This is a genomic window from Campylobacter sp. LMG 7929, from assembly GCF_024723595.1.
In the GTDB taxonomy this organism is placed as follows: Bacteria; Campylobacterota; Campylobacteria; order Campylobacterales; family Campylobacteraceae; genus Campylobacter_D.
This window is the reverse complement of sequence record NZ_JANQCY010000001.1, coordinates 22,938-43,140: the sequence shown is the minus strand read 5'-3', so window position 1 is coordinate 43,140 and position 20,203 is coordinate 22,938. Positions and strand designations below refer to the sequence as shown.

Annotated in this window: 19 protein-coding genes; 4 read left to right on the top strand and 15 right to left on the bottom strand. The window is 30.4% G+C overall.

What is annotated here, in order from left to right; genetic code table 11:
- Positions 1–177 precede the first annotated feature (177 nt).
- A complete protein-coding gene (gene glnA, locus CAMP5118_RS00205; RefSeq protein WP_337216301.1) occupies positions 178–1,608 on the top strand; it encodes a type I glutamate--ammonia ligase in 1,431 nt (476 codons plus the stop codon).
- 28 nt (positions 1,609–1,636) lie between these two features.
- Here the strand turns inward: glnA and purU are convergent, their stop codons facing one another.
- From purU to CAMP5118_RS00135, 14 genes are all read right to left on the bottom strand, one after another.
- Complete coding sequence (gene purU, locus CAMP5118_RS00200; protein ID WP_263678747.1) at positions 1,637–2,464, bottom strand: formyltetrahydrofolate deformylase; 828 nt, start codon at positions 2,462–2,464, stop codon at positions 1,637–1,639.
- On the bottom strand, positions 2,461–3,570 hold the full coding sequence (locus CAMP5118_RS00195) for a CCA tRNA nucleotidyltransferase (protein WP_263678748.1): 1,110 nt from the start codon (positions 3,568–3,570) through the stop codon (positions 2,461–2,463). Before CAMP5118_RS00195 ends, purU begins: the two co-directional genes overlap by 4 nt.
- Complete coding sequence (gene ciaD, locus CAMP5118_RS00190; protein ID WP_263678750.1) at positions 3,539–3,976, bottom strand: effector protein CiaD; 438 nt, start codon at positions 3,974–3,976, stop codon at positions 3,539–3,541. Before ciaD ends, CAMP5118_RS00195 begins: the two co-directional genes overlap by 32 nt.
- Positions 3,973–4,221: a hypothetical protein gene (locus CAMP5118_RS00185; RefSeq protein ID WP_087691144.1), complete on the bottom strand. Its 249-nt coding sequence runs from the start codon at positions 4,219–4,221 to the stop codon at positions 3,973–3,975. The genes ciaD and CAMP5118_RS00185 overlap by 4 nt, the downstream gene beginning before the upstream one ends.
- Positions 4,222–4,282: 61 nt before the next feature.
- The gene (locus CAMP5118_RS00180; RefSeq protein WP_263678752.1) at positions 4,283–5,455 is read right to left on the bottom strand and encodes an MFS transporter; all 1,173 of its coding nucleotides are present in this window, start codon (positions 5,453–5,455) and stop codon (positions 4,283–4,285) included.
- A 2-nt stretch (positions 5,456–5,457) separates the two neighbouring features.
- Positions 5,458–5,625 carry a hypothetical protein gene (locus CAMP5118_RS00175; RefSeq protein ID WP_257396760.1) on the bottom strand — a complete coding sequence of 56 codons (168 nt, stop codon included), beginning with the start codon at positions 5,623–5,625 and terminating at the stop codon, positions 5,458–5,460.
- 2 nt (positions 5,626–5,627) lie between these two features.
- Positions 5,628–5,963, bottom strand: coding sequence for a chaperone NapD (locus CAMP5118_RS00170; RefSeq protein WP_263702116.1), 336 nt, complete (start codon positions 5,961–5,963; stop codon positions 5,628–5,630).
- Positions 5,950–6,876 carry a WD40 repeat domain-containing protein gene (locus CAMP5118_RS00165; protein ID WP_337216300.1) on the bottom strand — a complete coding sequence of 309 codons (927 nt, stop codon included), beginning with the start codon at positions 6,874–6,876 and terminating at the stop codon, positions 5,950–5,952. The genes CAMP5118_RS00170 and CAMP5118_RS00165 overlap by 14 nt, the downstream gene beginning before the upstream one ends.
- Before the next feature lie 4 nt (positions 6,877–6,880).
- A complete protein-coding gene (locus CAMP5118_RS00160; RefSeq protein ID WP_337216299.1) occupies positions 6,881–7,399 on the bottom strand; it encodes a nitrate reductase cytochrome c-type subunit in 519 nt (172 codons plus the stop codon).
- Positions 7,389–8,180, bottom strand: a complete 792-nt coding sequence (gene napH, locus CAMP5118_RS00155) for a quinol dehydrogenase ferredoxin subunit NapH (RefSeq protein ID WP_337216298.1) — start codon at positions 8,178–8,180, stop codon at positions 7,389–7,391. The genes CAMP5118_RS00160 and napH overlap by 11 nt, the downstream gene beginning before the upstream one ends.
- Entirely contained in the window at positions 8,177–8,926 is a 750-nt protein-coding gene (gene napG, locus CAMP5118_RS00150) for a ferredoxin-type protein NapG (RefSeq protein ID WP_337216297.1), read from the bottom strand. The genes napH and napG overlap by 4 nt, the downstream gene beginning before the upstream one ends.
- 2 nt (positions 8,927–8,928) lie before the next feature.
- Complete coding sequence (gene napA, locus CAMP5118_RS00145) at positions 8,929–11,703, bottom strand: periplasmic nitrate reductase subunit alpha (RefSeq protein WP_337216296.1); 2,775 nt, start codon at positions 11,701–11,703, stop codon at positions 8,929–8,931.
- A gap of 169 nt (positions 11,704–11,872) precedes the next feature.
- Positions 11,873–12,667, bottom strand: a complete 795-nt coding sequence (flgG, locus tag CAMP5118_RS00140; protein WP_039626513.1) for a flagellar basal-body rod protein FlgG — start codon at positions 12,665–12,667, stop codon at positions 11,873–11,875.
- Positions 12,668–12,684: 17 nt separating this feature from the next.
- A complete protein-coding gene (locus CAMP5118_RS00135) occupies positions 12,685–13,497 on the bottom strand; it encodes a flagellar hook-basal body protein (RefSeq protein WP_039668554.1) in 813 nt (270 codons plus the stop codon).
- 135 nt (positions 13,498–13,632) lie between these two features.
- Between CAMP5118_RS00135 and rpoD the strand changes: the two genes are divergently transcribed.
- A complete protein-coding gene (gene rpoD, locus CAMP5118_RS00130) occupies positions 13,633–15,510 on the top strand; it encodes an RNA polymerase sigma factor RpoD (RefSeq protein WP_263678759.1) in 1,878 nt (625 codons plus the stop codon).
- A gap of 20 nt (positions 15,511–15,530) precedes the next feature.
- Here the strand turns inward: rpoD and CAMP5118_RS00125 are convergent, their stop codons facing one another.
- Positions 15,531–17,624, bottom strand: a complete 2,094-nt coding sequence (locus CAMP5118_RS00125; RefSeq protein ID WP_337216295.1) for an RNA degradosome polyphosphate kinase — start codon at positions 17,622–17,624, stop codon at positions 15,531–15,533.
- Between the two features lie 228 nt (positions 17,625–17,852).
- Here CAMP5118_RS00125 and nrfH point away from each other — a divergent pair, with 228 nt between their 5' ends.
- On the top strand, positions 17,853–18,347 hold the full coding sequence (gene nrfH / locus CAMP5118_RS00120) for a cytochrome c nitrite reductase small subunit (protein ID WP_263678762.1): 495 nt from the start codon (positions 17,853–17,855) through the stop codon (positions 18,345–18,347).
- 16 nt (positions 18,348–18,363) lie between these two features.
- On the top strand, positions 18,364–20,181 hold the full coding sequence (locus CAMP5118_RS00115; RefSeq protein ID WP_263678764.1) for an ammonia-forming cytochrome c nitrite reductase subunit c552: 1,818 nt from the start codon (positions 18,364–18,366) through the stop codon (positions 20,179–20,181).
- Positions 20,182–20,203 lie beyond the last annotated feature (22 nt).

Below are 20,203 nucleotides of genomic sequence, written 5' to 3'. Positions count from 1 at the left end.
ACTAATGTGAAATTATATTATAAAAAAATATAAACCAATATTAATTTTGTTAATTAATTATATAAATTAATATTTTTTTGTATTTGACCATAAAAAAAATATTAATTTAAACTTAATTTAATAAAAATATACTACAATCTTAAAAAATAAATTAATACCTATTAAAAAGGAGAGGAAATGGGTAAGTTTGTAAATAACATTGGTGAGTTTTTTAGTTATTGTCAAGAACATGAGGTTTTATTTGTTGATTTTAGATTTACTGATATGATAGGCACTTGGCACCATATTACTTACAATATAAAAGCAATTGATGATAAAACTTTTGAAAATGGAATTCCTTTTGATGCAAGCTCTTTACACGGTTGGCAACCTATAGAAAAATCGGATATGATTTTAAAACCTGATGTAGAAAGCGCATTCTTAGATCCATTTACAGCAGATCCTACTATCATAGTAATTTGTGATGTATATGATATTTATAAAGATCAAATGTATGAAAAATGTCCAAGAAGTATTGCCAAAAAAGCAATGCAACACTTAAGTACAAGCAATATCGCCGATACAGCTTATTTTGGTCCTGAAAATGAATTTTTTATTTTTGATAATGTAAAAATAGTTGATTCTTCTCATTGTGCAAAATATGAAGTAGATACTGAAGAAGGTGAATGGAATGATAATAAAGATTTCACAGATAGTTACAATAGCGGACATCGCCCAAGAAATAAAGGCGGATATTTTCCTGTAAGTCCTATTGATTCTAGTATAGATATTAGAGCTGAAATGGTGCAAGTTTTAGAAAGAGTGGGTTTAAAAACTTTCGTACATCACCATGAAGTAGCACAAGGACAAGCTGAGATTGGTGTAGAATTTGGAAATTTAGTTGAAGCTGCTGATAATGTACAAATTTACAAATATGTAGTAAAAATGGTAGCACATTTAAATGGAAAAACAGCAACCTTTATGCCAAAGCCACTCTATGGAGATAATGGAAGTGGTATGCATGTACATATGAGTCTTTGGAAAGATGGAGTAAATTTATTCTATGATAAAGAAGGCTATGGAAAATTAAGCGAATGTGCGATTAATTACATCGGTGGAATTTTAGCTAATGCAAGAAGTGTTGCCGCATTTACCAATCCTAGCTCAAATTCCTATAAAAGAATAGTTCCAGGTTTTGAAGCACCTTGCATTTTAACTTATTCTTGTCAAAATCGCTCTGCAAGTTGTCGCGTTCCTTATGGTATTAACGAAAAAAGCGCAAGAGTAGAAATTAGATTTCCTGATAGCACTTCTAATCCTTACCTAGCTTTTACAAGCTTACTTATGGCAGGACTTGATGGTATTAAAAACAAAACCATACCGGTTGGCCCTATGGATGAAAATTTATTTGCACTAACCCTAGATGAGATTAGAGAAAAAGGTATAGAGCAATTACCTCATACTTTAAGAGGATCTTTAGAAGCACTCATTAGAAAAAATGCTTTCTTAAAACCTGTTATGAGTGATGTGTTTATTGATGATTATCAACATATGAAATTTGAAACCCAAGTATGGCCTGTAGAAGCTAGACCAACTGCATATGAGTTTAAAACTTGTTATTCTTGCTAATTTTTGATGCCTTTTTGGCATCAAAAATTTAAAACACTATCGTTTTATTTTCGTGTATAAAAATCCTATCATCAAAGACCAAATCCAAAGCCTTAGAAAAAACATTTTTTTCCACATTACGTCCTGCTTGTTGCATAGCCTGCCAAGAATATTCATGAGTAACTGGTATAACATCTTGAGTGATAATTGGTCCCTCATCTAAGTTATTATTTACAAAATGTGCTGTTGCGCCTATAATCTTTACCCCTCTTTCATAAGCTTGCTTATAAGGATTAGCTCCTATAAATGCAGGTAAAAAAGAATGGTGGATATTAATAATCTTTCCTTCAAAATGCTCCACAAAAGATGGAGATAATATTCTCATATATTTTGCTAAAACAATATAATCAAACTCGTATTGTTTTAAACACTCTAGTAATTTTTCTTCATGCTCTTGCCTACTTAAATCCTGCGCTAAAATAGTATGAAAAGGTATGTTAAATTTATCCACTAAAGGTTTTAACACCTCATAATTTGCAATAACTGCTTTAATATTTGCGTTAAATTCCCCGCTAAATTGGCGGATAAGTAATTCGCCCAAACAATGAGTTTCTTTGGTAGCTAAAACAATAATATCTTTTTTTCTCTTTGGTGTAATTTCAATTTGTGCATTATCAGGAAGCATAGCTTCAAGCGTTCCCTTAAAAGCTTTTATATCAAGATCACCTTCTAAATGCGCCCTAAAGAAGAAACGATTTTCTCCAACAAATTCATCATTTTTTATAATGTTGATTCTATATTTAAAAATAACATCTGAAATTCTATAAATCAATCCTTTTTCATCACTACTTGAAATTTTTAAAATATATTCATTCATTTTTGCTCCTTTATATAGTTTTTTAATTCTTGTAATCTTCTTTTTTCAAGCTCAATCCCAAGCTCTTTCCCACTAAATCCTTCCTTTAGTAAATCATTTGCACTAATTTTACTTTTAAAAGCATGATAATATAAATTTAATTTCTTTGCTTGTGCCATACGCTCATTATCCCAAAGTCCAAGCCATTTGCAAAGTGGTATTTTTAAAGCAATTTTAGCTAAATTAAAATCATCAATTTTACCTAAAATAAATTCTTGTTCACATTTTTTTAATAGTTCTTTTTTTAATTTTGTTTTATTGAAAAATTCCTCTTTATTTATATGAAAAAAATTCAAATACAAATATAAATACAAAGCCTCATCATAAATTAATTTTTGACTATGCTCTAAAAGTTTTTCAAATTCTTCATTACAGCTTTGATAAAAAAATATTTTTTCTTCTAAATTTAAAATTTTGAAATACTCATAAGCTTTATTTAGTCTTGAAGTTTTAAAAATTTTATAAAGTTCATTATTAATACGCTCTTTAGATAAATCGCCTATATCCATAGTTTGCATTAATTTTAAACTTTTTTTTGCAATTGTTAAATCAAACCTGCACGCAAAAGAAATTCCACGAAGTACCCTTAAACTATCTTCAACAAAACTTACATCATCAATATGTCTTATAATCTTTGCTTGCAAATCTTGCAAACCATTAAAAAAATCTAAAAACTTAAAATCAAAAATATTTACCATCAATGCATTAACGGTAAAATCCCTTCTTTTAGCTCCTTCTTGTTCATCATTACAAACTTTAACCTCAAAACCTCTATGGCCTGTAGAAATTTTATTTTCATAACGCGCTAGAGCTAAATCAAATTTTTTGTATTTATATACAAAAAAACTTTTTCCTACTCCATTTGCACCAAGTTTTTGCATAAGCTCATCAAAAAGCTTAGGCTCAATATCATAAATTTCTATATCATAATCATCACTAGATAAATCTAAAAAAGAATTCCTTACACAACCACCTACCAAATAAGCTCTTTGTGTGTAAGGTTTAAGTATATTTTTAATTCTTAAAAAATCATGATCATTTTTTAAGTCTATCTTCAATCTTTGCAAGTAAAAACTCTAAAAAAGTAATTGTAATATCTAGTCTTTTTTCTATATGCTCATCTTTAGTATTTTTTAATCCTTCAAATAAAACCAAAATACGCTCTCTGATATTTTTTAAGAAAAATTCTTCATTATTTATAATACTTTCTTCTTTTTCCTCTAAAGCTTCAACCTTAATAGTCATAGCTTGTTTATCTTCTTTAACTTTTACTTCTAAATCATCTAATTCTTGGATCAATTCTTGCGCAACTTGATTAATCTCTTTTTTTATTTTATCTTCTTGGATATTAGTATTTTTTTCTTGAGTAATTTCCTCTACCATAGGAGTAAATTCATCATTTTTACTTTTTTTATTATCTAACTCCGAATTAACTTCACTTATGGCCATTTTTGCTAAATCTTCTATATTCATAGTTTTATTAACCACCTTTTAAATTCATTAATTTCTTCTTCGCTTTTCATATTAACAAAAAAATCAAGCATATCATAATTTAAATCTTCATGATTAGAACGCAAACCACTTAAACGCCTTATAGCATCAATGGCATTTTTATTTTGCGGATCTTGTTTTAATATATTTTTATAAATCTCCAAAGCTTCATCTTTTAAACCTTGCGCCTCATAAATAGAAGCTTCTGTTACTGTATATCGCATTATCAACTCACAAAAAATAAAATGTCAAAATTCTAACAAAAAAGACTTTAATTTATTTTAATTTTTACTTAATCACAGGAGCTTTATATGCTAAAAATACAAAAATATTAAGTATTATAGCTACTGTAATAAGCATGATAAAGCCTAAAGTAAAATTTCCAAAACTATCATGGAGCATACCTATAATCCAAGGTGCTTGAGCTGCTATTAAATACCCTATGCCTTGTGACATGGCAGAAAGTTTAGCTGCTATAAAAGAAGTTGAACTTTTTATAGCAATAAACAATAATGAAATTGTAAAAACCCCACTAGATGCAAAACCTAAGAAAATAGCTGCTAACAACAATACTAATTTTACATCACAAAAAAACACCAAAATAAAACTTAAAACATATAAAAAACCTAATATTATAATAACAAAACCCTTAGCATGAGCTCTTAGTCTTCCTAAAACAATAGGCAATAAAAACGCCACAGGCATACCTATGATTTGAGAAAGTAATAAAACATTAGAACCAAAATCAATTCCAAAACCTTTTTCACTTATCATCACACTAAGCCAAGCAAAAAGACTATAAGATAAAAAACTTTGCAGTCCCATTACAATAGTAACTTTCCAAGCTGTTAAATTCAAAAAAAGATTTATTTTATTGATGTTTTTCTTCTTAGGACGCAATAATCTTTTGTTTTTCAAATGCGGAAAATAAAAAATCAAAGCAATCAAAGCTAAAACAACCCAAAAAAACATAGCTTGAGGCACCTCAAAAATTTTAAGCAAAGGAAGCGATAAAGCCACTCCAGCAATTGAAGATAAACCTATAATTGATCCATATAAACCCATTATTTTATAAGCATTTTTTGCAAATTTTTCTTTTACAAAAGAAGGTAATAAAACATTAGCTATTGCAATGCCTGCCCCAATTAGAAAAACCCCAGAAAATAAACCTATATTACCCCCATAACTTCTAATAAACTCTCCAAAAACAATTAAACACAAAGCAAAAAACAAAGCTTTAATTTGCGAAAAATACGCCACGAAAAAAGATATAAGCCCAAAGGCTATCAAAGGTAAAGTTGTAAGCATTCCTGCTAGGGCTGAATTTATCTTATAATATTCTTGAATGTATTCTATCATAGGACCTATAGAGGTTATAGGTGCTCTTAAATTTAAAGCAAGGGTAATTACAACTAAAATATTAATCCAAAAGAATTTTTTATATGAAATTTGTGTATACATGATTATTTTTGATTTAATATATTTTCAAGGTATTTTTGTTTATCTTGCTTAATATTTTTTTGTTCTATTTGCTTTTGTTGTTTTACTACTTCATTTTCCTTAGAAAAATAAAAATGATCAATAATAAAAACAGAAGAAATGATAAAAATCAAAGGAATCAAAAAAACCATAATCAATACTTTCTAAAGACATTGCCATAGTATTCTATATTATCTTTTTTTAAATTCTCATCAAAAGCATTTGCCTCAAAATTTGCTTTTAAAATTTTTTCTCTTTCTTCGTCTAAGTCCTGATAAGAAAAAACCATATTAATACTCACTACCCCATCAAGCTGTTCTAATTGTTTATATGCTTTTAACTCATCATCTAAATTTTCACTTTCTATTACTACTATAATTTTTTCATCCTGAGCTAATTCCACGCTACAACAAGGTGTTTTTTGAATTTGCTCTTTGAGTTTTTCTACTTTTTCTTCTTTGGTTAAAATCAACACACTAGAAAGATTCATCTATGCTCCAAAATATAATTTTATCTTCATAACCTGCACTAATAAACTCATGATCATTTAAAAATATAAGATATTCTAGCAAAAAATCTTTATTTTGGAATTTTTTTATCGTTTTTAAATTTTTAGTATCTATAAGTTCTATAATATTTTTTTCATTATCTCCAAAAGCCGCTATAGAACCATTTTCATTTAAAGCACAAGTATAAATCAAAAAATCTCTTTCTATATTTTTTTCTTGATCATTTTGCACTATACCCAATTTTCTATCAGTACTACAGCTTGCAATAATTGTGTTTTTAAAATCAAGTTGATAAATATTATCCTTGTGAACATTTTTATAACTTTTTATTTTTTGCCATTTCTTCACATCAAAAAGCATTAGTTCACCACTTTCAAAACCTGCCACTAATTGAGTTTTAGTTTCATTTAAAACCACATCACTTAAGCTTGAACTAGAAAAAGTAAAATTTTTTACAACGCTTTTTGTTTTTAGATCAAAAAGCTCTATATTAGAACCTAGCAAGGCCAATAAAATAGTATTATCATCTAAAAACAAAGCTTTTTTTGCTCCATCATTAGCTAAATCATAGCTTAAAAGTTGTTTATTTTTATAAACATATAATTTTTTACTTCCAAAATCACCTTCACTTAAAATCAAAATAGCCCCATTTAAGTAATCAATACTATAAATTCTGGGGCTAAGATTTTCTTCGTAAAAATTTTTAATCTTATCTAGCCGAATGATTTTTTGCATTTTTTTATCTTTAAGGAAATATTGTTTTATTTCTCCATTATCAAGTCCTATAAGCAAACTATTATCAACAAGCTTTAAAGCGTTTAAATTTGAATCAAGCTTAAGCTCATAACTCAATGCATAAATACTCATTAGTAAGATTAAAAATATTTTTTTCATAATTTTATTTTACACCTTCATTTAAAACATCTAAAAGATTAGATTTTTTCTTTAATTCTTCGCTTTTAAATTTTGCTTCAAAGCTATTTCCTACCAAAGGTTTAGCATCACTTTGTGGCACATGACATTGCGTACAATTAAATCTTGCATCGCTTATCATATCTTTAGTAGATTTGTTTTTTCTTAAATCAAAATAATGACTACTTGGAAGTGGTGTAGCTCCAACATCTTTAGCAATAGTCTTATCATGACAACTTAAGCAAATATTATTATCCTTAGTAATTGGAAGCATATCCTCTAAAGTGTGCGGGATTAATGGCGGAGCATTTTCGAACGATCTTTCAATCAAAACAGATTCACCAGCCACTGCTTGAGAATATTTTGCATCCAATAATTCTACATTTTCACTTTCTAAACTTGTTTTTCTTAAACCTATATCTTTTGAATCAACACTTTTAACAGCAAGCCCACAAGCACTTATTAAAACAGCTGCTGCTAAGGATAAAAAGATTTTATTTTTCATTTTCTCTCCTTAAATTTATTATACTAAAACCTAAAGCATCATCACCGCAAATATCAATACATTTTCCACATCTTATACACTCACCTGATTTTACATCTTGATTTTCTTTACCTATCATCCAAAGCACTTGTTTTTCAGGGCACACTCCAAGACATTTATAACACTTAGTGCATTTTTGTAAGCTATATCTTACTTTTAACAATGAAAAATGCGAACTTAAAGCCCAAAAAGCCCCTAAAGGACAAAAATGCGAACAAGTAAATCTTGGACTAAAAAATGTATCTATACAAAAAATGATCAAAGCCATAAAAAGCCAAGAAACACCACCGAAAATAACCCCTCTTTGGATTATTCCTATATAAGAAAATTCCTCAAAAACAGGAAAAGAAAAAAGAAAAGAAAAAATCAAAACAAAAGCTAAAACATAATAACGCAAATTTTTATTTACATTAAAAACTCTTGCTTGATTAAAACCTAATTTATTTCTAATAAAATAAGCAAAATCAGTAATGATATTGACAGGACAAACCCAAGCACAAAACGCTCTTCCAGCAAAAATAGCATAAAACAAAAATACTATCAAAGCACCACTTAAAGCCATCAAATCTACTTGCAAACTTGCTAAAGCAAGTTGAATAAATGCAAAAGGATCACTTAGTGGCACCGAAGAAAATAAAACCGAAGAGCTTAAATTTCCTTTTAATATAAAATTAAATACACCAAAAGAAAAAAAAGTTAAAATAGACAATTGCACTATTCTTCTTAAAATAAGATACTTCATAGCAATTCTCCATCGTTAAGATAATCTTTAGCCTTATTTTTATTGAAATTTTTATCTATATTTACATCTTGTAAACGCTTTTCATCTTTTTCATCCCAACCTTTGATGTAATTATCCCCAGCTTTTCCTAAAATAAATTCTCTAGGCAAAACTTTAATGGCTGCTTTTTGTGTTATACAAGCTTTTTCACAAATCCCACATCCAACACACACTTCATGATCTACCACAGGTAGTAAAAATGCATGCTTTGCTGTTCTTTCGTTGCGTTTTGTTTCAAGTTTTAATGCTTTATCCATTAGAGGACAAGCTCTATAACATGCATCACATTGAATTCCCCAATAAGCAACACAACTTGCACTATCAATTATAGCTATACCCATTTTTGTTTTATAAATTCCATTATTTTGCTCTAGATATTTATGATCTAGCGCATTTGTAGGACAATCTCTTATACAAGGTATATCCTCACATAACCTGCAAGGATTTTCTCTTGCTACAAAAAAAGGTGTACCATTTTTAGCACTATTTTCTAAATTTGCTAACTTTAAAACATCATAAGGACAGGCTTTTACACAAAGTCCACATCGTATACATTTTGATAAAAATTCTTTTTCATCATCTGCTCCAGGAGGTCTTAAAAAATACTCCTGATTTGAGCTAAATGCTAAACTTGCCAAAAATGCACTTCCGCTTCCTATGCATAAAAGCTTAAAAGCAAAGGCTAAAAATTCTCTTCTATTTTTCATTTTTATGCTTTAGTAATTTTTACGGCACATTTTTTGAAATCTGTTTGATTAGACAACGGACAAGTTGCATCTAGTGTAACTTTGTTTATATATACATTCTCATCAAACCAAGGCACATACACAAGGCCTTTAGAAGGTTTATTTCTACCACGAAAATCTACTCTAGCTTTTACTTTACCACGACGTGATTCTACCCATACAATATCACCTTGATTAATTTTCATAGCCTTAGCATCATCTTCATTCATATAACAAAGTGCTTCAGGTACTGCACGGAAAAGCTCAGGAACCCTCATGGTCATAGTTCCACTATGCCAATGCTCTAAAACCCTACCAGTACACAACCAGAATGGATATTCTTCGCTTGGTTTTTCAGGTGCTTTCATAAATGGTCTAAAGAAAATTTTTACTTTGTTTTTTAAACTGTATTTTTCTTTAGTTTGTGGAGCTAGTAAATCTCCTTTTGGTAATTCTTTAGCAAAATCACCATAAAACGCAAAGTCTGAATTTGGAGCAGCTTTTTTAGCATAATAATCAAATTTAGTATTAAATCTCCACTGGGTTTCTTTACCATTTACCACAGGCCATCTTAAACCTCTTACTTTATGATAAGTATCAAAATCAGCTAAATCATGTCCATGACCTAAGCCAAATTTGCGGTATTCTTCCCATAGATATTTTTGTACAAAAAATCCATAACCTTCAAATTCTTTACCGTCACTACCTATAATTTTTCTTTCATCGCCATTAACATCACTATTATCAAATCCTTTTGCAATAGAATCGTTTGCTTTAAAAGATTTTGCTTCTTTATTAGCAAATAATACATCATATAAAGTATCATCTTCGCTATAACCCATAGCTTTAGCTTCTTCTAAAACACTTGGTAGGGTAAGCTTATCATTTACCTTAGTTTCGCCCCAAACTTCTTTTAATTTAAAGCGTTTTGCAAATTCCATGATTTGCCAAGTATCACTCATAGCTTCACCTACAGGCAGCACTTGTTGCTTCCAGTGTTGAGTTCTTCTTTCAGCATTACCATAAGCACCCCATTTTTCATAAATCATAGCACTTGGTAAAATTAAATCTGCCACCTTAGCACTAATTCCTGGGTAACAATCACTCACAACGATAAAATTATCCATTTCTCTAGCTGCTGCTATCCAGTGGTTTGCATTAGCAGTGTTTTGCCAAGGATTATTTACTTGTACCCAAGCAAATTTGATATTTCCATCTTCTAAATCTCTCATGATTTTTAAGTATGGAGCACCTGGTTTTGGATTAATCGTTTTTGCAGGAACTTTCCAAATTTTTTCACTAATTTCTCTGTGTTTAGGATTTGCAACCACCATATCAGCAGGTAAACGATGCGAAAAAGTCCCTACTTCTCTTGCAGTTCCACAAGCACTTGGTTGCCCTGTCAATGAAAACGCACCGCTTCCTGGCTTAGCTTGTTTGCCAAGTAAAAAATGCACCATATAAGCTTGCTCATTTACCCAAGTACCTCTTGTGTGTTGATTAAAGCCCATAGTCCAAAAGCTTACAACTTTTCTATTTTTTTCTATATATAAATTTGCTAATTCTTGAAGTTTTTTCTTAAATTCTTCTATGCTTTCATCTTCATTACCCTTAGCAACTTTAGCAACATAATCAAGTGTATAAGGCTCTAAAGCTTTTTTGAAATCTTCAAATGAAATTTCCCAATGCGCATCAGGAGCATTTTGGTGTTTCATTTCAAATTTATCGCCTGCTTTTACACCCAAATAAGCCAAAGATACTGCTTCTTCTTCATCTACAATAATAGCATTTTGTTTTGCTACGGTATCTTTTTCACTTGCTTTAAATTTAGGATGGTTTGGATTATTTCTCATTCCATAACCAATATCAGCATAACCTGTTGTAAAAATACAATGTTTTTCAATAAATTCTTTATCCATAGCTTCAGGATGATTATAAACAATCTCTCTAGCGATATAATTCCAAATAGCTAAATCAGTATTTGGCTTGAAAATGATTTCAGTATCTGCTATATGAGAAGTTCTATTAGAAAAAGTAGATAAATTTACGATTTTAACTTTATCTAAATTACTTAATTTTCTATCACTTACCCTTGACCATAAAATCGGATGCATTTCTGCCATATTTGCACCCCAAGTAATAATAGTATCAGTAAGCTCTATATCATCATAACAACCAGAAGGCTCATCAACCCCAAAAGTTTGCATAAAACCAACAACAGCACTAGCCATACAATGACGTGCATTTGGGTCTATATTGTTGGATCTAAAACCAGCTTTTACTAATTTTGCAGCAGCATATCCTTCTTGTATAGTATATTGACCACTTGCAAAAATTCCAATCCCCTCCACACCTTTTTCTTTGTAGGCTTTTTTGAATTGTTTTTCCATTTCATCAAAAGCTCTTTGCCAAGAAACTTGTTGAAATTTTCCTTTTTTATCAAACTCACCTTTTGCATTTACACGAAGTAAAGGTGTTACTAAACGGTCTTCTCCATACATGATTTTTGCATTAAAATAACCTTTAATACAATTTAATCCACGATTTACCGGAGCTGCTGGGTCTCCTTTTACAGCGACAATTTTACCATCTAAACTTGCAACTAAAATTCCACAGCCTGTACCACAAAATCTACAAACAGCCTTATCCCAACGCCATTTATTCTCAGTATTTGCAAGTACACTACTTGGAACACTAAGACCTGCAACACCACAAGCACTAGCAATAGCGGTATTTTTAATGAAGTCCCTTCTGTTCATTATATCCCTCGTTATTGTTTTATTTATGTATAAAAGAATACATAAATAAAATATTACTATGATTAGTTTAAATTTAAATTATAATAGAGAATATTTTACAAGTATTTATAAATAGGAGTTTTTTAGTATTTTTTAATATTTTTTGCATATTATAAAACGCTAGTTAATTCTAGCGTTTTAATTGATTTACAATTCCAAGCATATCATCGCTTGTAGTAATAGCTTTTGAGCCAGCCTCATAAGCTCTTTGCCCTGTAATAAGATCAGTCATTTCTTCTACAAGCTGAACATTACTAAGCTCTACAAAGCCATGTTTGATTACAGAAAATCCATTCTCTCCAGCTATACCTGCAATAGGTGCTCCACTTGCATCAGTTTCTACTAAAAGATTATCTCCCAAAGCATGCAAGCCCGCCGGATTAATAAAATTTACAAGCTCAATTTGACCTATTTGAGTTTCAGCTGTATTTCCTGGCTGCATAACAGAAACCGTTCCATCACTTGCTACGTTAATAGCTGTAGCATCCTCAGGTATAGTCATTTCCGGCAAAAGTCTATAACCATCTGAATTTACAATATTTCCTTCAGCATCTTTGGTAAATTGACCATTTCTAGTATAAGCTATAGTTCCATCAGGCATTTGAATTTGGAAAAAGCCATTATTACCAGCGATTGCCATATCAAGACCTGAAGTTGATGTTTGTTTTAAACTACCTTCACTAAAAATTTTACTCACAGCTGTCACTCTTGAGCCAAGACCCACTTCTATACCACTTGGGTGTTTTGTGGTACTTGAGGTTGAAGTACCTGCGTATTTCATCGTTTGATACATCAAATCTGCAAATTCTGCACGCGATTTTTTATAACCTACTGTATTAACATTTGAAATATTATTTGACGTTACATCAATTTGTGTTTGTTGTGATACCATCCCTGATGCTGCTGTATATAATGATCTTAACATTTTATCTATCCTTAGTTTTATTTAGTACTTGCTAATTTGTTAATAGCTTCTTGATTTAAATCATCCATATGAGATGTCATAACTTTTTGATACATCTCAACCATTCTATTTGCTTCGATTAATCCTACCATTTCTGTAACTGGATTAACATTTGAACCTTGAGTAAAACCTTGCTTAATGGCATTTGAATTTGGCAAATCTCTAATTTTGTTTAAATTATCGATTTTATACATATTATCACCATCTTTTTGCAAATCTCTTAAATCATCAACTTGCGCTACGAATAATCTTGCTATATCTTGATTAGATGCACTGATGATTCCATTTTTATCCACATTAATAAAAGAAGTGGAATTTCCTATGCGTATGCCATCGTTTTCAGGATTGTTAAAATAATCACTGCTTAAAACTCTATACCCTTGACGATTTACCAAATATCCCTCATCATCAAGCTGGAAATTTCCGTCTTGACTCAATCTTACCTCACCATTATTTGTTTTAATTAAATAAAAAGTATCCTCACGAGTAAGAGCTAAATCCAAAGGATTATGCGTCATTTTCATAGAACCTACGCTAAAATTTGTATAGACGTGATTAACTTGTGGAACCCTATCTATAGTTGTATTTACAAATCTTGCAGCATCTCTTGTATGATTTTGTATAGGTAACTCATCTTGAGTTTCTTTAAAAATCCTTTTAAAATCTGCAATAACAACATTATCTCTTTTATAGCCACTTGTATTTACATTTGCTAGGTTATTAGTTACAACATCTAAGCGATTAAACTGCGTAACCATAGCACCAGTAGCTTGATAATACCCATTTTGCATTGTTTTTCCTAACTAAAATCTTAATTTTCTACATGATAAAGCAAAAGCTGTTCCAAAATGTTTTTATTTGTTTTTAATTAATTTTTAGGCATAATATTTAGTTTTACACTCATTACTTAAATACAAGGGGTATCCATGGCTAATGAAACCAATGTTTTAGAAGAACTTTTCAAAGAAAATTCTAAAGATTATATCACATATGAAAAACTTGTCAAGTATTTTGCAAAGCTTCCAAATGCAACAAGTGCAAAAAAAATCCGCGATTTAATGGATAAACATAAAGTAGAATTAATTTCTTCAGCTGAAATTGCTAAAAAAAGAAATTTAGAAGAAGCAAAAAAACTACAAGAAGAAAAACAAAAATTACAAGATACGAGTTTAGAAAATGAATTTGATTTAGCCAATGAAAACGATTTGCTTGAATGGAGTAGATCAGACTCTCCTGTTAGAATGTATTTAAGAGAAATGGGACAAATAGCTCTTTTAAACAAGGACGAGGAAGTTGAAATTTCTAAAAAAATTGAGCTAGGTGAAGATATTATTATTGATGCTTTTTGTTCTGTGCCTTATTTGATAGATTTTATACTTGATTATAAAGAACCTTTAATCAATAGAGAAAGAAGAGTAAAAGAGCTTTTTAAAAGCTTTGAAGATGATGATAAAAGTGATGATGATAAAAGTGATGATGAAATAGATTCTGAAGAAGAAAATGAAAACGAGGAAAATGAAAACTCAAGTGAAAAAAAACCTAAAAAAGCAAGTAAAAAAGAAGACGAAAGAACCTTAAAAGTTATAGAAAGTTTTAAGGCCCTAGAAAAAGCAAAAAAAGAATGGTTAAAAACCATATCTACTATTAATGCAGAAAAAAATGATGATGAATTGTTAGATAAACTCATAATTGCTTTTAAGAAAAATATATTAAAAGAAAAACTAATGGATCTAGGTCCAACTTCAAAACTTATCTCTGAAATCGTAAAATCCATGGAAACAGCTTTAAAAAGTGATGAGGAATTTGACAAAGAATTAAAACGCTTAGAATATCGTTTGCCAATGTTTTCAGAAGAATTAAAACAAAGACACCAAGATATCTTAAAAGATATTACCAAACTTAGCAAAGAAGAAATCGCTGAACGCGCACTAGAAACTACGATGGTAAGCACTTATATGGAGATAAAAAAACTCATTCAAACTAAAGAAGCTAGTCAAAATTCTTTTGATTTAGAAAAAGATCAACTAAAAGAAATTCTAGAGCAAATAAAACGCGGTAAAAAAATCTCAGATGAAGCTAAAACCAGAATGGCAAAATCAAATTTACGCTTGGTTGTAAGCATTGCTAAAAGATATACCAATCGTGGGTTACCATTTTTAGATTTGATCCAAGAGGGCAATATAGGCTTAATGAAAGCGGTAGATAAATTTGAATACAAACGCGGTTATAAATTTTCAACCTATGCAACTTGGTGGATTAGACAAGCCATTTCAAGAGCTATTGCTGATCAAGCAAGAACAATTAGAATTCCTATTCATATGATAGAAACTATTAATCAAATCAATAAAATCATTCGTGAATATTTACAAAAAGAAGGTAAAGAACCTGATGTAAGCATTATTGCTAAAGAAGTAGGACTTAGCGTAGATAAAGTAAAACAAGTGATTAAAATCACTAAAGAACCAATTTCTCTAGAAGCGCCTATTAGCAATGAAGATGATGGTAAATTTGGAGATTTTGTAGAAGATAGAACTTCAATTTCACCTATGGATCACATCTTAAAAGATGATTTAAAAGAACAAATTGATGAAGTTTTAGATCAGCTTAATGACAGAGAAAAAGCTGTTATTAGAATGCGTTTTGGTTTAATGGATGATGAAAGTGATAGAACCTTAGAAGAAATCGGCAAAGAACTAAATGTCACAAGAGAAAGAGTAAGACAAATAGAAAGCTCAGCCATAAAAAAACTCAAACACCCAAAAGTTGGTAGAAAACTTAAAAATTATATAGAAGGTTGGAAATAATCCTTGCTAAAAAGCAAGGATTAACTATCTCTAAAAAGCTTCGTTGCTAAATGCGCTGCTCTGCTATGATCAGTATCTTTTTTCAAGGTATTAAAAATTCTACTAATATATTCTTCTAAAATTTGTTGAGAATTATTAATTTTTTCTGCTTCATTTAAAGTAATCTTACGATATCTTCCTTCACTGTTTAACTCATAAGCTAAATCATTATCACTTAACTGCAGTTTTAAAATTTGGGCTAATTTTGCACGCGAATGCTCATCAAAAATAGGAGTCATTAATTCTAGTCTTCTTTCTAAATTCCTTGGCATCCAATCAGCACTTGAAATAAAATAATTTGGATCAGTGTGTTTAAAATATAAAATTCTAGCATGTTCTAAATATTTTCCAACTATACTTCTAACTTTTATATTTTCACTATACCCTTTTACTCCAGGTCTTAAACAACAAATTCCACGCACAATAAGATCTATTTTAACACCCTTATTTGAAGCCTCATATAAAGCTTTAATCACATCACCATCTACTAAAGCATTCATTTTGGCTATGATTACCCCATCTTTTCCATGACTTGCTTCTGTAGCTATCATATCTAAAATTCGTTCTTTGATTTGCTTTGGACTCATTGATAAAGTCTTTAATCGACGGCTTTTGCTATATCCTGAAAGTATATGAAAAAAGGTTGTGGTATCTTGAGAGTATTCTTCTTTAGAAGTAAAATAACTCACATCAGTATAAATTTTAGCTGAACTTGCATTATAATTGCCTGTACTTAAATGATTATAAATTTTTAATTTATCCCCTTCTTTTCTAATCACTTGAGCTACTTTTGCATGCACTTTAAAACCAGTGATTCCATACACTACATGAGCCCCTGCATTTTCTAATGATTTTGCCCAGTGCAAATTATTTTCCTCATCAAAGCGTGCTTTTAATTCCACCATTACTGTAACTTGCTTGCCATCACTGGCTGCATCAATTAAAGCTTGGACTATGTTTGAATTTTTTTCTACCCTATAGAGAGTCATTCTTATAGAAACAACCTTAGGATCTTTACTTGCTTCTTTGATAAATTGATACACAGGCTCAAAACTTTCATAAGGCTGTATAGCCAATATATCTTGTTTATCAATTGCACTAAAAATAGATACATTATCTCCAAAAGGTGGTAAAATCTTTGGTGTATACACAGGGTTTAATAAATGTGTAAATTCTTTATTAGAAATGATTTGCCACAGTGATGGTAAATTTAAAAGTATGCTGTATTCATAAATGTCTTTATGAAAAATATTCATATGAGAACTTAAAAATTCAATCAACTGCTCATCTGCGCCTTTTTCTATTTGCAAGCGTATAAAAGCACCTTTTCTACGAAGCTTTAAACCCTGCTCCAAAATCAACATAAAATCATCAGCTTCTTCTTCTTCTATTTCCATATCTGCATTTCTAGTTACTCTAAAAGCAGCAGATGATAAAAGCTTATAACCAGGAAAAATATGCTCAGTATGATAGCGTACTATACTTTCTATAGGCACATAAATATTAGAGCTTACTTGATAAAATCTTGGTAAAACCCTAGGTATACGTATCATACCAAATTTTAAAAGTTCAGGATGCATAGGATCACAAAGCTTTACCGCCAAAGAAAATGAAAGATTATTTAAATGCGGAAAAGGATGGGTTGCATCAACCGCAATAGGCACTATTACAGGAAAAATATTAGAGAAAAAATGCTCATTACATTGTTGTTTTAAATCCTCATCAAGCTCTTCGTAAGAGCGAATAAATAAATTTTCTTTTTCTAAATCTTGAGTTATTTTAGTAAAATACTGCTCTACTACATATTTTTCTTCATGTAAATAATTTCTAATAGCTTTAAGCTGTGCAAGTGGTGTCATTTCATCATTACTTGCTGTGCTTATTCCTGCTATAAAAAGCTGTTTTAATCCAGCTACCCTTATCATGTAAAACTCATCTAAATTTGTACAATATATAGCTATAAATTTAAGTTTTTCAAGCAAAGGAAGATCTTTAGAACATTGATCTAAAACACGGGAGTTAAATGCAAGCCAAGAAAGTTCTCTATTAATATACATTGATGGTTGAATTTGCATAATACACCTGCCTTATTTTCTAGTATTTAATATTTTAGTATTTCTTTTATTAAAATTTATTTTATTTTTATAATAGTAAACAAAATTATATAAAAAAATAATACTTTTTTTATCTTATTAAAAAAATTATAAATGAATAATAAATTTATATTTACTTTTTAAGATTTTATAGTATAATATAATTATATCTAAGTTCTTGTAACTTAAACTTCATTCAAAGGAGAGACTTTGAAAAAAGCAAACTCAAAACTTTTTGCTGTTTTCCTCTTCTTGCTTGTAATTTTAGCAGGAGTTGGAATGTATACTTTCCATAATGCTAAAGGCACTTCTTATTTTAGCGATGCTAGTGAAAGCTGTAATAATTGTCATATTATGAACGAAGTTTATAATGATTATTTAAAAGCTTCACACTCTAAAGAAGTTGATGGTAAACCAAGAGCAACCTGTAATGATTGTCATTTACCACATAGCTTTTTTGAAAAATGGATTGCTAAAGCTCAAAGTGGTTTAGGACATGCTTATGCATTTACTTTTAAACTTGATTCTTTACCTACGCATTTAAGTGCAAATGAAAAAAGTAAAGAAATAGTCCAAAATAACTGCATAGAATGTCATAAAGAAATTGCGAGCAACACTATCAACCCTACTCTAGATCCACATAAAGATAATTCTTTAAGTTGTGTATCTTGTCACCAAGGTGTTGGCCATAAGAGAGGATTTTAAATGAAAGGAGTAATTAATGAATAATAAAGGCATTTTATATAGTGCTATAAGTGCTACTATAGTAGCTATTGCGGGTGTATTGTGGTTAAATCAAGATATCACAGCTAAAACAAATGATTCAGTAGGTGGAATCATTTCTCAAGAAATTGTAAAACTTGGCGATGAAAACCCTACTTTTGATTATTGGGGAAAGAATTTTCCTGATTATTTAGATATGCATACAGCAGTGGAAAAACAAGCACCTAATGCAACAGAATTTGGTGGAAATTTAGCTTATTCAAAACTAATCCGCTATCCACAACTAACTGTTCTTTGGGCGGGTTATCCATTTAGCATTGATGCTAATGAAGAAAGAGGACACTTTTGGGTTCAAGTAGATCAAATGGATACAGCTAGAAATAACAAAGATTTCTTAAATGCACATGGCTTTGCAGGATTTGGTGGTCAACCAACAGCTTGCATGAATTGCCATAGCGGATGGACTCCTTGGCTTTTAAACAACACTGCAAAAGGTGATTGGGTGGCATTTAACTCTGCAAAATATTGGACTATGATTAAAACAGTTCCTGCGGTAAATGGAGCTAAAGAAAACTCGCCTGAGCACAGTGGACCTCATGGTGGAAAAAGAATGGGTGTAACATGTGCAGATTGTCACAACCCAACAGACATGAGTTTAAGACTTACAAGACCAGCTTTAATCAACGCATTAATTTCAAGAGGCTATGAAGCAGATGAAAAACAAGGCATTAAAGCTTCAAGAAGCGAGATGAGAACTTTAGTATGCTCTCAATGTCATGTTGAATACTACTTCAAACCAACAGGTACTAAAGTAAAAACTATCGGTGAAAGTATTGCTAATGATAGTTCTAAAAAATGGTGGAATGGTACACAAAAAACTTATGATGAATTTGACTCTTGGAGAGATGGAAATAAACCAATTGAAATTGAGGTTGATGGTATAGAGTTAACCTATCCATGGAGTGAGTGGAAAAAAGGTGAGCCATTTAGAATAGAAATGTTTGATGATTATTATGAAAAAAATAGAGAAAATTTCCCAAGTGATTGGGTTCATAAAATCACTAAAGCACCTATGTTGAAAATTCAACACCCAGAAAGCGAGCTTTATAGTGGTGGAGTACATGCTGCAAATGGTGTAAGTTGCGCAGATTGTCACATGCCTTATATTAGAAAAGGTGCAAAAAAAGTTACCAACCATAACATCACCTCGCCTTTAGTTGATATTAATTCAGCTTGTAAAACTTGCCATACTCAAAGCGAAAGCTATCTAGCTAAACAAGTAAAAGATATTCAAAATTCAGTAGCTCATGATTTAAGAACAGCTGAATATTCTTTAGTAAGCTTGATTAAAGATGTAGAAACTATTCGCGCAGAGCTTGGAAAAATGCCTAAATTCCAAACTAATGGCAAAGCAGATGATGCTAAAATTTCAGCTGAATTAAAAGAAGTATTAGAACTTCATAGAAAATCTCAAGTAAGAGCAGACTTTGTAGGTGCTGAAAACTCAACAGGATTCCACAATCCTAGAGAAGCTTCAAGAATGCTTTTACAATCAGTTGATATGTCAAGACAAGGACAAACTAAATTAGTAGAAATTGCGGCCAAAAATGGTATTAAAGATTTCAAAACTTCAAATTTAGGTTTTGAAGATATTCAAAAATTAAATCCAGGTGAAATTCACTATAAAGTAGATCTAAATGGCAACAAAGCAGGAGACCGCTACTATAAACACCAAGAAGTAAATGGTAATCCACCAGCAAAATTTCTTGAAGATGATAAAAATCTAAAACCTTATAATTATAAAGTAATAGATTAATCAAACTAAACCCTCATAATCG

Excerpts from the sequence above, each read along its gene's own strand:
- napH (WP_337216298.1), bottom strand. The coding sequence starts at position 8,180 with ATGAAGTATCTTATTTTAAGAAGAATAGTGCAATTGTCTATTTTAACT.
- CAMP5118_RS00165 (WP_337216300.1), bottom strand. The coding sequence starts at position 6,876 with ATGAAAAAAATATTTTTAATCTTACTAATGAGTATTTATGCATTGAGT.
- napA (WP_337216296.1), bottom strand. The coding sequence starts at position 11,703 with ATGAACAGAAGGGACTTCATTAAAAATACCGCTATTGCTAGTGCTTGT.
- CAMP5118_RS00170 (WP_263702116.1), bottom strand. The coding sequence starts at position 5,963 with ATGAATCTTTCTAGTGTGTTGATTTTAACCAAAGAAGAAAAAGTAGAA.
- rpoD (WP_263678759.1), top strand. The coding sequence starts at position 13,633 with ATGGCTAATGAAACCAATGTTTTAGAAGAACTTTTCAAAGAAAATTCT.
- glnA (WP_337216301.1), top strand. The coding sequence starts at position 178 with ATGGGTAAGTTTGTAAATAACATTGGTGAGTTTTTTAGTTATTGTCAA.
- CAMP5118_RS00125 (WP_337216295.1), bottom strand. The coding sequence starts at position 17,624 with ATGCAAATTCAACCATCAATGTATATTAATAGAGAACTTTCTTGGCTT.
- purU (WP_263678747.1), bottom strand. The coding sequence starts at position 2,464 with ATGAATGAATATATTTTAAAAATTTCAAGTAGTGATGAAAAAGGATTG.
- CAMP5118_RS00160 (WP_337216299.1), bottom strand. The coding sequence starts at position 7,399 with ATGAAAAATAAAATCTTTTTATCCTTAGCAGCAGCTGTTTTAATAAGT.
- CAMP5118_RS00115 (WP_263678764.1), top strand. The coding sequence starts at position 18,364 with ATGAATAATAAAGGCATTTTATATAGTGCTATAAGTGCTACTATAGTA.
- CAMP5118_RS00180 (WP_263678752.1), bottom strand. The coding sequence starts at position 5,455 with ATGTATACACAAATTTCATATAAAAAATTCTTTTGGATTAATATTTTA.
- CAMP5118_RS00135 (WP_039668554.1), bottom strand. The coding sequence starts at position 13,497 with ATGCAAAATGGGTATTATCAAGCTACTGGTGCTATGGTTACGCAGTTT.
- napG (WP_337216297.1), bottom strand. The coding sequence starts at position 8,926 with ATGAAAAATAGAAGAGAATTTTTAGCCTTTGCTTTTAAGCTTTTATGC.
- CAMP5118_RS00175 (WP_257396760.1), bottom strand. The coding sequence starts at position 5,625 with ATGGTTTTTTTGATTCCTTTGATTTTTATCATTTCTTCTGTTTTTATT.
- flgG (WP_039626513.1), bottom strand. The coding sequence starts at position 12,667 with ATGTTAAGATCATTATATACAGCAGCATCAGGGATGGTATCACAACAA.
- ciaD (WP_263678750.1), bottom strand. The coding sequence starts at position 3,976 with ATGAATATAGAAGATTTAGCAAAAATGGCCATAAGTGAAGTTAATTCG.